The 13,653-nt window shown below is 51.6% G+C and carries 14 protein-coding genes; 6 read left to right on the top strand and 8 right to left on the bottom strand.

Annotated features, from left to right (window positions below; all coding sequences use genetic code 11):
* Window positions 1–109: 109 nt before the first annotated feature.
* From I6L32_RS01605 to I6L32_RS01640, 8 genes are all read right to left on the bottom strand, one after another.
* Window positions 110–1,381 carry a VWA domain-containing protein gene (locus I6L32_RS01605; protein ID WP_113721946.1) on the bottom strand — a complete coding sequence of 424 codons (1,272 nt, stop codon included), beginning with the start codon at window positions 1,379–1,381 and terminating at the stop codon, window positions 110–112.
* A gap of 27 nt (window positions 1,382–1,408) precedes the next feature.
* A complete protein-coding gene (locus I6L32_RS01610) occupies window positions 1,409–2,062 on the bottom strand; it encodes a hypothetical protein (RefSeq protein WP_149153937.1) in 654 nt (217 codons plus the stop codon).
* Between the two features lie 71 nt (window positions 2,063–2,133).
* Window positions 2,134–2,712, bottom strand: coding sequence for a TerD family protein (locus I6L32_RS01615; protein WP_113721944.1), 579 nt, complete (start codon window positions 2,710–2,712; stop codon window positions 2,134–2,136).
* A 209-nt stretch (window positions 2,713–2,921) separates the two neighbouring features.
* Window positions 2,922–3,506: a TerD family protein gene (locus I6L32_RS01620; RefSeq protein ID WP_113721943.1), complete on the bottom strand. Its 585-nt coding sequence runs from the start codon at window positions 3,504–3,506 to the stop codon at window positions 2,922–2,924.
* A gap of 32 nt (window positions 3,507–3,538) precedes the next feature.
* Window positions 3,539–4,588 (bottom strand): TerC/Alx family metal homeostasis membrane protein, encoded by a 1,050-nt coding sequence (locus I6L32_RS01625; protein ID WP_113721942.1) that lies wholly within the window; start codon window positions 4,586–4,588, stop codon window positions 3,539–3,541.
* Window positions 4,589–4,604: 16 nt separating this feature from the next.
* Window positions 4,605–5,132 carry a tellurite resistance TerB family protein gene (locus I6L32_RS01630; RefSeq protein ID WP_270668022.1) on the bottom strand — a complete coding sequence of 176 codons (528 nt, stop codon included), beginning with the start codon at window positions 5,130–5,132 and terminating at the stop codon, window positions 4,605–4,607.
* Entirely contained in the window at window positions 5,086–6,261 is a 1,176-nt protein-coding gene (locus tag I6L32_RS01635) for a TerD family protein (RefSeq protein ID WP_216944558.1), read from the bottom strand. The genes I6L32_RS01630 and I6L32_RS01635 overlap by 47 nt, the downstream gene beginning before the upstream one ends.
* Entirely contained in the window at window positions 6,261–6,860 is a 600-nt protein-coding gene (locus I6L32_RS01640) for a TerD family protein (protein WP_113721939.1), read from the bottom strand. The genes I6L32_RS01635 and I6L32_RS01640 overlap by 1 nt, the downstream gene beginning before the upstream one ends.
* Window positions 6,861–7,377: 517 nt before the next feature.
* On the opposite strand from I6L32_RS01640, the gene I6L32_RS01645 reads away from it, so the two are divergent.
* The 6 genes from I6L32_RS01645 to I6L32_RS01670 are packed head-to-tail and all read left to right on the top strand — an operon-like array spanning window position 7,378 to window position 13,649.
* Window positions 7,378–8,466, top strand: a complete 1,089-nt coding sequence (locus tag I6L32_RS01645; RefSeq protein WP_113721938.1) for an ATP-grasp domain-containing protein — start codon at window positions 7,378–7,380, stop codon at window positions 8,464–8,466.
* Window positions 8,463–9,596: a phosphoribosyltransferase domain-containing protein gene (locus tag I6L32_RS01650; RefSeq protein ID WP_216944559.1), complete on the top strand. Its 1,134-nt coding sequence runs from the start codon at window positions 8,463–8,465 to the stop codon at window positions 9,594–9,596. The genes I6L32_RS01645 and I6L32_RS01650 overlap by 4 nt, the downstream gene beginning before the upstream one ends.
* A 7-nt stretch (window positions 9,597–9,603) precedes the next feature.
* Window positions 9,604–10,386 carry a hypothetical protein gene (locus I6L32_RS01655; protein ID WP_254203870.1) on the top strand — a complete coding sequence of 261 codons (783 nt, stop codon included), beginning with the start codon at window positions 9,604–9,606 and terminating at the stop codon, window positions 10,384–10,386.
* Between the two features lie 3 nt (window positions 10,387–10,389).
* Window positions 10,390–11,472 carry a cysteine protease StiP family protein gene (locus I6L32_RS01660; protein WP_216944561.1) on the top strand — a complete coding sequence of 361 codons (1,083 nt, stop codon included), beginning with the start codon at window positions 10,390–10,392 and terminating at the stop codon, window positions 11,470–11,472.
* Window positions 11,473–12,429 carry an HpcH/HpaI aldolase/citrate lyase family protein gene (locus I6L32_RS01665; RefSeq protein WP_216944562.1) on the top strand — a complete coding sequence of 319 codons (957 nt, stop codon included), beginning with the start codon at window positions 11,473–11,475 and terminating at the stop codon, window positions 12,427–12,429.
* Between the two features lie 5 nt (window positions 12,430–12,434).
* Window positions 12,435–13,649, top strand: coding sequence for a DUF4236 domain-containing protein (locus I6L32_RS01670; protein WP_113721933.1), 1,215 nt, complete (start codon window positions 12,435–12,437; stop codon window positions 13,647–13,649).
* Window positions 13,650–13,653 lie beyond the last annotated feature (4 nt).

The following is a 13,653-nucleotide window of genomic DNA, read 5'->3' on the forward strand; positions in this document are numbered from 1 at the left end:
TACTTATGAGCACCCTGGTTTTTCGGGGGGATTACCGCAGCACTTTGCAATTAGTACCAACTGATAACAAAAAAAGCGCCCTTCAGCGCTTTTTTGCTTAATATACCGACTAGACAATAATCAACTTGCGCTTTGCCTCACTCAGCCATCCGGCGAACTCCGTAAGCAGATTGTCATACAAGACATCATCTGACATGCTCTTGAAGTCGTCTATCGGGAAAAAGTCCGTATTGTCGATCACCCGGTCGGTAAAATCATCGAGATTTTCCAGAATACCGTAATTCCGCCCGCCTAACCCGACAAACTTCCAGAATATTGGATAGTTGGCAGATTCACGAATTGCCTCTTTTATTGCCCGAGTTTTACTGATGCCACCATCGGTGATGAAGACGATGTAGACAGGCTCCTTACTACCCTTGAAGGTGTCCACGATTTCATTCATTACTGGTGGCTCATTGTTCGTTCCACCCAATGCTGGGAGTAGTTCAAACATGCCTCTCTTGCCAGAGGTCTGAATGCCTGAAATATACCCCTTCAGATTACTGAGAGAGACATCGGGGTATTTTTTGTGTCGTTCAGCAAATCCCCAAACATCCATTTGCCCGTCATCGTCAAACTGGGCTGCCAGCACGGCGATCCTTTCCAAAACCGCTTGAACATTGCCGTCTCGGAACTGGCCCGACATAGAGCCAGAAGCGTCGAGCACAAAGGCGACTTTGGCTTTCACTTGCTCAAGCTTGTGCTTCGCCAGACTCACACCAACAGGCTTTGCCAGACTGACAAGGTAAGGGGCTTGCTCAGCCAGCTTCTTCTCAAGGCTCACGCCTACAGGGGGTTTGCTGGGTGCAGGGATAGGGGCTGGTGCCGGGGTTGTCGGTTCATCATCAACCACCACGCCATAGTTGGTTGCCAGAGCGGCCAGACCGCCGTTAAATCCCATCCCAAGGGCCTTGAACTTCCATGCACCGTTGTGACGGTAAATCTGGCCTACGATCAGAGCCTTCTCGCTGCGATCCACCAGCGGCACTTGATAAGTAACCTGACCGGCAATGCTCAGCCCCAGAGAGGAAAGATCGGAGACGGTACTACTGCCGTCAATTACCATCGTCAGAGCGATCTTCTGAATTGCCTCATCTACCTTTGAGGTGTTCACCGTATAGCGGCCCCCGGTGGCAGTCTTCGCGTAGCTGACTGCGCCATCCGGTGACTCGGGCTGATTGTAGAAGATAAAGTCGCTGTCGCTACGCACCTTATCAGCATTTGTTAATAAAAATGCCGATGTATCAATGTCGCCACTGAACTGACCACCTTGCTGATGAGTTACCTCGATAACAAGCTCATGACCCGACAACTGCACGTTCTGACCAGAAATCAATTCCATATCACACCCCGCATAGCTATTAATAAATCAATACCCGAGATCTCGCCCAAACCTTACAGAAGTTCTGGCCTGCAAGGCAGATAGACATTCATCGCGCTTCTGTTTATTGCTGAAGTTGATTTTTCTCGAACCAAAGTGCCCATGAATATAAAAGTTCACGCCTTTCTCTCTCGTGACGCTAGAAATATCTTTAATATAAATCTCCTCATAATCCCCCATCTTCCTGATGAAGTTCAAACGAAGATTTTCGCCAAAACTTGAATTTTCAAGATCAGCCGGGATTACCATCTTCTTGTCATTGTCGTCGAAGATAACCCCGAAATATCGTACTGCCACTCGCTCTGCCATCTTTTTAATTGGATACAAAGAGGCAATCACAACCAATATGTCAACGCCAAAAAGCACCTTCGCATATTCAGGAGGGATAGCCGAAAGCAAATAGCTATTGGTGTAAAACATGGCAATAAGGCCAGTGGTGATAATGCCTGAGCTGAATATGATACTTCTCCACAGCAAACCAACATCATACACCCGCTGGGTGCAGGAGCCCTTTATGTGGCGTTTTTTAATGCTGCTATAGTGAAGATATGAAAACAACATGAACGGGAGAAATAAAATCACTCCAAGAGCTATGAATGCATATTTCATCATCTCTTCATTAGCTCGATTATTCCTTGCCATAAGTTTCCCCTGAAATTAAATATAAAAAAGGGCAACATATGGTTGCCCCTGAATAATTCTTTTTTGGCCTATTAAGCCAGATTTACGCCATGGGCAGTCGCCAGAGCAGGCAGGCCACCAGCAAAACCTTGACCAACGGCCTTGAACTTCCATTCGCCGTTGTTCAGGTACAGCTCGCCGAAGATCATGGCGGTTTCCACGGACGCATCTTCGGACAGATCGAAGCGGGCCAGTTCTACTTGGCTTTCGTTGTTGGACATGCGGATGTAGGCATTGGAGACCATGCCGAAGTTTTGCTTGCGCTGTTCAGCTTCGTGGATGGTGACGGCGAAGACCAGCTTCTTGACGTCGGCAGGCACCTTGGAGAGGTCGATCTTGACTTGCTCATCGTCGCCAGCGCCTTCGCCAGTACGGTTGTCACCTTGGTGTTCGACAGAGCCACAGGGGCTGGTTTTTTGGCCGTAGAAGATGAAGTTTGCATCTGACAGAACTTTGCCGTTTTCGCCAACCATGAAGACGGAGGCGTCCAAGTCGAACGCAGAGCCGTCAGTTACACGTTGATCCCAACCCAGACCAGTCATTACCACTTTCAGACCGGCATCAGCTTTGGTCAGAGAAACGTTACCGCCTTTTTGCAGAGATACACCCATTTTAAAACTCCCGATTTGATTTGGGGAAAGTCCCCTGATTTAGGGGGGAGCCCCCCCCTTCTATTTATTGCATTTTTAAACGATTTTTAGCGCACTGATATTGCTACTTGAATTCATGCCCAAACAACAACACGCGCCACACCAAAAGCAATACGTGAAAGAAGATAGGTGGAAAAAACATTTACATCATTTTCTGATTCACATATTTATCAGGCTGCGCTGACGCCATACTCGGCACAGACCGAAGACAGACCGCCTTTGTAGCCTTGACCGATTGCCTTGAACTTCCATTCACCGTTGTGACGATACAGCTCTGCGAACAGCATGGCGGTTTCGGTGGAAGCATCCTCAGAGAGGTCATAGCGAGTGACCTCTTTTTGGGTGTCTTCGTTGACCAGACGGATGAAGGCACCACTGACCTGACCGAAGTTCTGACCACGAGCAGCAGCATCATGGATGGTGACGACAAACACGATCTTGGCGACATCGGCGGGCACCAGATCCAAGTTGATCTTCAGGCTTTCATCGTCGCCATCCCCCTCACCAGTACGGTTGTCACCAGTGTGTTTCACCGAACCTTCAACACTCGCAAGGTTGTTGTAGAAGATGAAGTCAGCCGGAGAGCGAACCTTACCCGATGCACTCAGCAGGAACGCCGAAGCATCAAGGTCGAAATCCTGACCGTCGGTGGAACGAGCGTCCCAGCCCAGCCCGACCAGCACTCGTTTGATGGACGGGTCAGTTTTGGTCAGAGATACGTTGGCGCCTTTTGAAAGAGAAACAACAGTAGTCATCGAAATTACCCTCTTTTGATGTTTTAAAAAAATCAGTTTTGCTGTTTTACTTCTTCCGCCTCATCTTTCTTTTCGGGGAAGATGAAACTCGCAAACACACCACAGAAAAGCACTACCAGAACAACACCCAAGCTTGCCATAGCAGAGATCGTGTAGTCGTGGTGGAAGATATGTGCTGTCGCATTCAGGCCAAGTTTGATGGCAATGAAGAACAGAAGCACGATTACCGCTTTCTCCAAATGCACCAAGTATTGCTTGAGCGCTTCCAGCACAAAGTACAGGGTTCTCAGGCCGAGGATGGCGAACATCATGGCGCTGTAGACGATCAGAGGCTCACGGCTTACTGCAATGACGGCAGGTACGGAGTCGAAGGCAAACATGACGTCCGACAGTTCCACCACAGCCAAGCAGAGCATCAGGGGGGTTGCGTAAAATGCTGCCTTACCGACACGACCGACCTGAATTCCCGCATTTTCCGGCTTAGCCAGCTCAGCATCAACTTCAGACTGCTTCAGCAGGAAAGCGTGACCACTGAGTTTCGGCCAGATGGGGAAGAAGCGCTTCACCATCCGATATGCCAGATGCTGGGAATAGTCCTCGATCTCGTCCTCGTCATCGCCACTGCGCAGCATCATGACAGCCGTCCAGCCTACGATGGCAGCAAAGACCAGTTCCACCCAAGGGCCGAGCGCCAGCAGGCCAGTACCGATGGCAACAAAGATGCCACGGAACACGATTGCACCAATCACCCCCCAGTACAGTACCCGGTGACGATAACCGTCCGGCACAGAGAACCAAGAGAAGATCGCCATCATGACAAACAGGTTATCAACGGAAAGCACTTTTTCGAGGGCATAACCGGTGACGAACAAACTTGCCACTTCCGCGCCGTGATGCACGTACAGGAAGCCTGCGAACGCAAACGCGATGGCTACCCAGAAAAGTGACCACAGTACAGCACTCTTCAACGGGATGGGTTTGTCATCACGGTGCATGAACAGATCGATGAGGATTGCCCCAACAGATAGCAGCACGAACACTGCAACTGTTTCAAGCGGGAAGCCAATATGCGTAGAACCCATGTTTTCTTTTCCTTAATTACTGTTGATAGTCGTTCGGGTCAAACCCGAGGGCCATGCAAATTTCTTTGACAGCCTGCTTTTCTGCGCTGTCGAAGTCACCATCACTTTTGGCAACAGCAACACCTACCCGGAGCGCCAATTGCGCAGCGCCTTCATCACCCTTCAGCGCGAGGATATATTTCATCATCTCGCCCTTGCCGATATCGGCGTCGAATTGATGACCGTCTTCCAGTTTTTTGAAAAACGCGATCACTTCGCTGGTATCAAAGACTTTCAGCTCATCAGAATTCTTGATGAACCCCATCATCTTCTGCTTTTCACCGCTATCAGCGCCTTTGGATGCCGTGGCGATGTAAGCACAGACGGCGACAGTGCCCTCCATAAACTTCTTATTTTTAAAACGCCCTACTTGTGCGACCAATTCGGCGCGACCTTCGGAAAAGGTCTTGCGAACCTTATCAAAAAACGACATACGACCCCCATTAAGGATTGGTGGATTATTTGCTTCCGGCAGTCCAGCGAAATCGCCAGCCAAAGGCATCATCCATATTCTTGTGACCATTGAAGTAACGGTTTATCCGTTCAACCTTAATAGTCCCGCGATCATTTACCAGCCTTGCAATGGCACACATTCCGCGCCCTGAATCCCCCTCTGTCAGGTGTGTTTCGATAGGCGGCTGACCTTGAATATGCAGCGTGACCACACCATCGGTATTTTCCCAGCTCGGTACACCTTCATAAATAAAGGCGTAGATCAGGACTTCCTTGATGTTGTCCCATTGTGCCCCATTGACGAACATCCATTCGCCATCAGCGCTGTCACCCGTCCGATCATCTGCTTGCAGTTCAACAAAGGGTGAGCGATTCAGACTTCCGAAGGCATTACCAAGGGCTTGCACCACATGACGATTGCCATCTTGGGTTTCAACAAACGCCCCCAAATCAAGATCGATCTGATTGCTTCTGCCGAACATCCCCAAGCCGAACCCACTCTTTTTGGTGCCGCGATGCCAGTTCAAGTTGATGCGGATATTGCCGAACTTGTCCCCCTGCTTGGTCAGGCTCACGGTTGGCTTCTCTTTGCTCAACGTGACCTTTTGCAGGCTGATGGTTGGGGCCGGGGCCGGGGCCGGGGCCGGGGCCGGGGCCGGTTTTGGAGCAGGAGGCGGCGCTTGATCATCCGATACCACTACGCCAAAGTGCTCAGCCAGCGGCTTGAGGCCACCATTGAACCCTTGCGAAACGAAGCGGAACTTCCACTCGTTGTTTCGGCGGTACAGCTCACCCAAGATCAGGGCCGCTTCATTACGACCGACCATCGGCACTTCGCCAGAGAGCAGCACTGTGCCCCCTTGCTCAACCTGAATTTTCAGGGTGCGCAGACTGGCAATCACCATCCCGGCATCTACCGTGGCGGAAAAAGCGATCTTCTGCACTGACGGTTGAATAGCGCCGAGGTTGATGTTGAATGAGGTATTTTGCGCCCCACCAGCCAACACAATGGCCCCATCATCACTCCGAGGTTGACCGTAGAAGATCATGTCCACGCCATCCTGCACCTTGCCATTGGCATAGAGGCGGAAAGCCGAGACATCCACGTCAGCGCCCGAGAGCACCCGCACGATCAGCGGTTGGGTTGGAACGGGGGCGTTGCCCCCTTGGATGAGTTCCATTACTGCACCAGTTGCGCGAGGATCTGGGTGTACATGTCATCGATGGTGCGGCCAGTACAGGCCATACCTTGAGCGGTAAAGGCCCACTCGCCGCCCTTGCGTTCGAGCGAGGCGATCAGAACCCCAGTGTGGCTACCTTGTTCGGTCAACTTGAACTTCGCCAGCTCTTTGCCATTCTGGTCAACGACGCGGCAGTAGGCATTTTCAACCTCATTAAAGGTTTGACCACGGAAGCTGTTCACGGTGAATGCGAGGTGTTCCACATTGCTCGGCAGCTTGGTCAGGTCAACGTAGATGGTTTCATCGTCGCCATCCCCCTCACCTGTCAGGTTGTCACCGCTGTGCTTGATAGAGCCGCACTTGGACTTGGTTTGACGGAACCAGACGGTATCGATTTTGTTGCCACGCGCATCCAGCAGCACGACGCTGGCATCCAGATCGATTGAGTCGCTGCTACCGCCACCGAACATCTTTCCGAAGAAGCCGCTCTTTGCCTTGGCCGGATCCCAGCCCAAACCGAATTCGAGCTTGGTGAGCGCCGCGCCAGACTGCTTTGCCAGCGAGATGGTTTGGTGTTTTGCAAGAGATACTGAATTCATCTGTTACTCTTCCTTATCTGATTTAAAAATATCGTCATTGTTCACAAGACGACATACCGAGCTTCGAGCAATACCTTTTAACACTTGCAGCAACTCTTGTCTCGGATGGGTATGAACCGAATGCGTCTATTGTTAGCCATCCCACAGATTGAGGTCAATCATAATCTGACCGAGTTTTTTGCAATTTTTCACGTTTTGAATTCATTTTTTTTAATTTTACAACTTGATGAATTTTTAAAAAAAATGCGTTACTCAAGCTGATATATCAAGCGAACGGCAAGTTTACTTAAGCTTTCACTAATAAATGGCTGGACATCATCTTTAGGAAGTAAGGCATGTTGCACCATCGTCAACATTAAAACCTAACGCCCTACCATCTGCCCTTCCTCTGCTTTATATAGTCGTCATGTCTCCAAGATGAAGTCAATCAAAATATGATTGACTTTAATCATCAGCGAGCATACAGTAACCCCACGAAAAGAACTTTCTTACTTTCTGCTTTTTAAAGGTCAACGCAATGCTCAAGTCTATTTGGTTCATGGAGGGATTGTCCTCCCAGCGAGATATTGTCCTTGCTGTAACGGATATGCGTGAAAAACTAGGTCATGCATTTAAGGTGATCGCTTCACATCGAGGCAATCGTCCCGAAATCACCTCGGTAGCCGATGTTTCTTTGACTGAGCCAAAACAGGATTCAGAGCGTCTGGAGTTTATTAAAAATGTAGTGGCGAAGTTTAACGTCGCTGCAATTCATACTGGCCGTAATTGCCATTGGTTTGAAGAGCGCCGTCAGGAGATCGAATCTCTGGGGGTTTCTCTCACCACTGGCTCGATGGATCTCGATATGATTTCACTGGCCGACGACAAAGTACGTTACGCCCATTTCATGGAGCAATATAAGCTGCCTGTCGTGCCATCCGTGCAGATCAATGACGTCTCCGAGCTGGAAAGCCAAATCAGCTCGAAGCTCGTTGAGGGGGAGCTGTCCTGTATCAAGCCGGTCGTCGGCATTTACGGGATTGGTTTCTGGATCCTTGACCCTTCGGTTGGCCCGATGGCCGCTTTCAGCAACCCTGACAATCGTCGTGTTCATCCTCACACCTATGTCTCGGCGATGCGCAGTGAAACCCCGAACAAGCTGCCCGAGTCCATGGTGATGATGCCCTATCTGGTCGGCCCGGAGCGCTCGGTCGATATGTTGGTCGAGCAGGGCAAAGTCATTGCGGCGGTAAGTCGTCGTAAAGAAGGCCCCCTGCAATACATTGAGCAATCCGGCGAAGCTTTCGAGTTAGCTAAAGCCTGTGCCGAACTGATGCGAGCTGATGGGCTGGTCAACGTCCAAACTCGCAACAACAGCGAGGGCAAGCCCTTGCTGCTTGAAATCAACATGCGCCCATCTGGCGGGATCTGCTATTCCCGCTCCTGCGGAATCAACCTGCCCGGCATCTTTGCCCTGCGCAAACTGGGGCTGATTGACCAAGAGACTGCGATTGCCATGGGCAAAGACGGCTTTACTCCTACGGTCGTGCGCTCTGTGAGCAGCGTTATTGCGCTCCCTGTGCAACAGGGTTCCGAAATTAAAGAAATCGAAGGCACTCAGGCATGAGTAATCACGAGCAAGTTTTCCAGCGCAAACTGTCAACTGGCACAGTGACCGTTGTCAGTCAGCAATCTGCGCCGCTGGACGATTTATTTGAAATTGCCGAGCGTCGTAATCCGAAGCGGGCGTTTCTGTTTGTCAGCAAATTGCTGGGTCGCCATATCCCCATCAAGCCAAACGTGATGCGAGACAGCTACAAGACGCTCGCGTCTCAAATGCCTGATGATCTGCCTGAGCCTGTCCTGTTTATCGGGATGGCCGAAACCGCTGTCGGCCTTGCTGCCGGGGTATATCAGGAAGCCAGCGCTTCCCTGTCTGAATCTGTGTTTCTGACATCAACCCGCCATCCGGTTGACGGTGATCTGCTGTGCGAGTTTAAAGAAAATCACTCTCATGCGACCGATCACCTTATCTACTGGCCGGAAGACCCGACACTGGCTGAACGTGTAGAAGAAGCGAAAACGCTGGTACTGATCGACGACGAGGCTACGACGGGCAACACCTTTGCCAACCTCTATGCCGCACTGGTGGATGCGGGACTGGATGGCATTGAACATCTGGTAGCCGTCACCCTGACCGACTGGAGTCAGGATGCCCTGATGGATAAAGTCGATGTACCTGCACTCACTTCCATCTCTCTCACTCAAGGCAAATGGTCGTGGGAAGCAGATCCGCAAGCCAGCAGTCCTGTCATGCCGAGCGTGAATGTAACAGCCAAGGGAGCTGTTGATATCGTCGGCCCTCAGTGTTGGGGCCGTTTGGGAATGGATGAGACCTTCTGCCGGATTGGTTTGCATATCGAAGCCTCCCCGACTGACAAGGTGTTGGTACTTGGCACCAGCGAATTTGTCTGGCAGCCCTTCTTGCTGGCTGAAAAGCTGGAAAAACAGGGTGCTGACGTCTATTTCAGCTCAACCTCGCGTTCCCCTATTGCGATTGGTCACGCCATCAAATCTGCAATCACTTTCACCGATAACTACGGTCTGGGGATCCCGAATTTTGCCTACAACATCGCCCACCAGCGATTTGACCGAATTTATCTGTGTTGCGAGACACCTGCCTACAGCCTCGATCCGCTGCTGCTGACAGAACTGAAGGCTATCGCAAACCACGTTGAGATCATTACCTATGAGTAACCCAGCCATGACCAATACCATCGTTCGACCTGTTGTTCTTCCCGATCTGGACGACACACTGTTTCAGACCAAACGCAAAATGGTCAATGAGCTGGCACAAGAGCCCTTCCGTGTCGGGGCACTGGATCGCAGCTTGAGCCCGCGCAGCTACATGAACGAAGAGCAAGCCATGCTGGTCGATTGGCTGCTGGCAAATGCCGAAGTTATCCCCGTCACTGCCCGTGGTACTGAAGAATTTTCGCGTGTGCAGATCCCCTTTACCTCTTGGGCGATCACCACCCACGGCGCGGTCATCCTGACCCCGGATGGCAAGTGCGATCCAGAGTGGCAAGAGCACATCACAACCGCTCTACAACCCTATCGTCAGCGCCTGCTGGACATGCAGGAGGCCATTACGGAATTGATGGCTGAGCGCGGCATCGCAGCATGGGCACGTATCAATTATGAATACGACGATATGCCCATCTATCTGGTAATGAAGCATACCGACAGTACAAAGCTGCATGAACTCAACGCCATTGGCGATGAGGTTGAAGAAATTCTCGGGACAGATGGTTTCTATGTCCACCGCAATAGCAACAACATCGCGTGGCTACCGACTTGCATTGAAAAAGGACTCGCAGCTCAACACCTGTTGACCAAGTTGCGGGCAGAGCGCGGCACCTTCCCCACCATCGGCCTTGGCGACAGCCTGACCGATTTCAGCTTCCTTCGCCTCTGTTCTTGGTTTGGTATGCCGAAGCAAAGCCAGTTTGTTGATGCCATCAAGACCAACGTTTTTGGAGAGTAACCTGTGACCACTAAACCCGTTTTTACCGGCTCTTACCGTGAAGGTGATGTCGAATTCCTGTTGACTCCTGTCACCATCGAACTGACCTCCGTTGAGGAAAAAGAGGCCCTGATCCAGTCGGGCAAGAAGCACTACTCAGACATGCTGAGTCAAGAGCCTGCCCCGACCGCCTACCACCTCGATCTGTTCAGCAAGGCGACCACCATCGGAGCCAAGCGTCTGGCGACCGAAGTGATGATGCTGGCTGTTTCGCTAATCAAAGAGTACGGTAACACCCCGATTGTACTGGCAAGTCTGGTGCGAGCAGGTGTGCCGCTCGGGGTCATGCTGCAACGCGCTCTGACCATGCTGGGTAAGGAGTCTTATCACTACGGCATCAGCATCATCCGTGATCGCGGGATTGACGAAGCGGCCCTCTCTGTTATCGAGCAGCGCCATGGCACTGAAGGCATCGTCTGGGTCGATGGCTGGACAGGCAAAGGCGCCATCACCAAAGAGCTGACCAAGGCCCTGTCTGGCCGCGCTGGCTATCCAGCTCAACCCCGGCTTGTGGTACTGGCCGATCCGTGCGGCTGCGCGTGGATGTCTGCCACTGAAGACGATTGGCTGATCCCGTTCGGTATCATGGGGGCGCCCGTATCTGGCATGATCTCCCGCTCTCTCTACAGCGAAGAAGGGTTCCATCAGTGCATGGTGTGCAACCATCTGACCGAGTATGAATGCGGTCTGGCGCTGGCTGATGCGGTTGAGGAATGCTGCCGCTCTGACAAGATGCTCGTCTCCCCTATCGATGTCGCTGCACTGGCCCCGGTGAAGGCTCAACTTTGGGAGCAGAGCAAGGCCGTCATTGCAATGCTGGCCGACCGATTCGAAATTTCCAGCATAAACCGCATCAAGCCGGGGATCGCCGAAGCGACCCGTGCTGTCCTGCGCCGAGTACCAGACCATGTGCTCGTGCGTTCCATCAATGACCCCGATGTCTCTCTGTTGGTCTATCTCGCCAAAGAGAAAGGCATTGAAATCACAGAAGTCGGTGATCTGATTGGTCAGTATCGCGCCGTGACCATTATTAAAAAGGTGATCTGAATGAAAAAAGGAATCTCTGCTTATGGTCTTGGGGCGACGCTGTACATGCCCGCGACCCGCCATGACATCGTTGATACCATCGTGACCGGTAAAATTGTCGGACTGCGTTCACTGGTTATCTGTCTTGAGGATGCTGTGACCGAGCAGGACTTAGCTGCTGCCATGGAAAACCTCAAGGGGATGCTGGTGGCCCTGTCGAAGGAAAAGCAGTGCCACAGCCTGATCGGTTGGCCGCTGATCTTCATCCGGCCTCGTAACGAGAAAATCGGTCAGCAGTTGGTCGATGAATACGATCTGAGCGCTGTAGATGGCTTTGTGCTGCCCAAGTTCACCCTTGCTAGCTTGGCAGACTGGTCAGCCATGCTGGCGAATACTCACCTTCACTGGATGCCGACACTGGAAACTGAAGATGTTTTTGATGTCAATGCCATGCAAGAGCTGGTGGCTGCACTGGAAACCCATGAATGCCGTGACAAGATCATCGCATTGCGTATCGGCGGCAACGACCTGATGAACTGTGTATCGCTGCGTCGGTCTCGCGAGTTCACCCTCTATGACGGCCCCATGGGGTATGTCATCAAAATGCTCGTCGCGGTATTTGGCCCCAAAGGGTTTGCCCTGACTGCACCTGTTTGCGAGCACATTGATGACCACCGTCTCTTGGAGAAAGAGCTGGCCCTTGATGTCGCCCATGGCTTGGTCGGGAAGACTGCTATTCATCCGAATCAGATCGGGATTATTCAAAAAGCCCTGATGGTCAGCTCCCTTGACCACGAGGACGCTTTGCGTATTAATAATTCCTCCAAGGCCGTCTTCAAAGCTGGTGGTGCCATGTGTGAACCGGCGACACATCGCCGTTGGGCACAAAGCATTTTGGATCGCGTCCACTACTTCGGTGTGGCTCAAGCACCTTCACCTGCCGCAGCTTCACCCTCGATGCAGGCTCAACACGGGTAACATCAATGGGCTTTCGATTTCGTCGCAGCATTACCATTATTCCGGGCGTTCGACTGAACCTCAGTAATGGTAGCCCTAGCTTAAGTGTCGGCCCGAGGGGAGCGTCCATCTCCTTTGGTAGTCGCGGCACCTACGCAAACATAGGGCTAGCTGGCACGGGTCTGAGTTATCGAACCAGACTTGATAAAGCTGCTGCCTCATCAAACAACGCGGCAAGAGCTAGTGCCGAAACGAAAGAACAGTTACGTAGTTCGCTGCTGGCCTCTGCCGAGCAGATGAATACCGTGATTGAGCAGGTGATCAATGTCCATACCATGACCCCGGATCCGACACTTGGGCATAGCATGGACGAGCTGCGCGAACATTATTTAAAAGCAGCCAGTCAGCCATACTCCGTCGAGGCTCCTATCCGGCCAGCAAAGCCGGAGATCCCCCCTCCCCCTGTTCAACCGACAGGCGAAGAGGGAGCTGGTTTTTTTAAAAAGCTTTTCGAGTCCGATGCGGATAGACAAGAGAGGCAGACGCTTGCTCTCGCAAACTGGGAGCGAGCTGTACAGGACTGGGAAAGAGAGAAAAAGCTGACAGAGCAGCGCTATCAAAGCCAACGCGCTGCATGGGCCGAGCAGTATGCACTTTGGCAGAGTGAATCAACCCGTCACCAAGAAACGATGAGTGCATCCGTAGCGCAGGCAGGTATTCGCTTCGCCAGTGACACAGCCTTTTTTGAGGCGATTTTGGATGAAGTATTGAAGCAGATGGATTGGCCTCGGGAGACCGTCATCTCTTTCGAAGTAAATCCAGAAGAGTCCCTGACCCGGATCGATGTTGACCTGCCAGAGATTGAAGATCTGCCGCAAGCGACCTTTGCTCTGAATCGCCAAGGTACTCAGATTGTCGAGAAGGAAATGACTCAGAAGGCAATCAGGGAGGCTTATGCCCGTCATGTGCATGGCATTTTACTTCGGCTGATTGGAGCGACCCTGTACGCACTACCTTTCGAGAACGTCAGCATCTGTGGATTTACTCAGCGGATCAGCAAAGCCACCGGTTACTTGGTCGATGACTACATTATCGAATGCATGGCAGACCGGGCTCGTTTTTTAAATATTAATTTTTCTGCACTGGACTCGATAGATCCGATAGAGGCAATAAATGCATTCAGCCCAAACCGGAAAATGACAGCAACATTTATTTTTCAGTCAATCATCACAACACAGTGATCCT

This window comes from Aeromonas sp. FDAARGOS 1402 (assembly GCF_019046925.1).
GTDB classification, from domain to species: domain Bacteria; phylum Pseudomonadota; class Gammaproteobacteria; order Enterobacterales; family Aeromonadaceae; genus Aeromonas; species Aeromonas caviae.

Coding starts and splice junctions, on each gene's coding strand:
- I6L32_RS01605 (WP_113721946.1), bottom strand. CDS start 1,381: ATGGAATTGATTTCTGGTCAGAACGTGCAGTTGTCGGGTCATGAGCTT.
- I6L32_RS01610 (WP_149153937.1), bottom strand. CDS start 2,062: ATGGCAAGGAATAATCGAGCTAATGAAGAGATGATGAAATATGCATTC.
- I6L32_RS01615 (WP_113721944.1), bottom strand. CDS start 2,712: ATGGGTGTATCTCTGCAAAAAGGCGGTAACGTTTCTCTGACCAAAGCT.
- I6L32_RS01620 (WP_113721943.1), bottom strand. CDS start 3,506: ATGACTACTGTTGTTTCTCTTTCAAAAGGCGCCAACGTATCTCTGACC.
- I6L32_RS01625 (WP_113721942.1), bottom strand. CDS start 4,588: ATGGGTTCTACGCATATTGGCTTCCCGCTTGAAACAGTTGCAGTGTTC.
- I6L32_RS01630 (WP_270668022.1), bottom strand. CDS start 5,132: ATGATGCCTTTGGCTGGCGATTTCGCTGGACTGCCGGAAGCAAATAAT.
- I6L32_RS01635 (WP_216944558.1), bottom strand. CDS start 6,261: ATGGAACTCATCCAAGGGGGCAACGCCCCCGTTCCAACCCAACCGCTG.
- I6L32_RS01640 (WP_113721939.1), bottom strand. CDS start 6,860: ATGAATTCAGTATCTCTTGCAAAACACCAAACCATCTCGCTGGCAAAG.
- I6L32_RS01645 (WP_113721938.1), top strand. CDS start 7,378: ATGCTCAAGTCTATTTGGTTCATGGAGGGATTGTCCTCCCAGCGAGAT.
- I6L32_RS01650 (WP_216944559.1), top strand. CDS start 8,463: ATGAGTAATCACGAGCAAGTTTTCCAGCGCAAACTGTCAACTGGCACA.
- I6L32_RS01655 (WP_254203870.1), top strand. CDS start 9,604: ATGACCAATACCATCGTTCGACCTGTTGTTCTTCCCGATCTGGACGAC.
- I6L32_RS01665 (WP_216944562.1), top strand. CDS start 11,473: ATGAAAAAAGGAATCTCTGCTTATGGTCTTGGGGCGACGCTGTACATG.
- I6L32_RS01670 (WP_113721933.1), top strand. CDS start 12,435: ATGGGCTTTCGATTTCGTCGCAGCATTACCATTATTCCGGGCGTTCGA.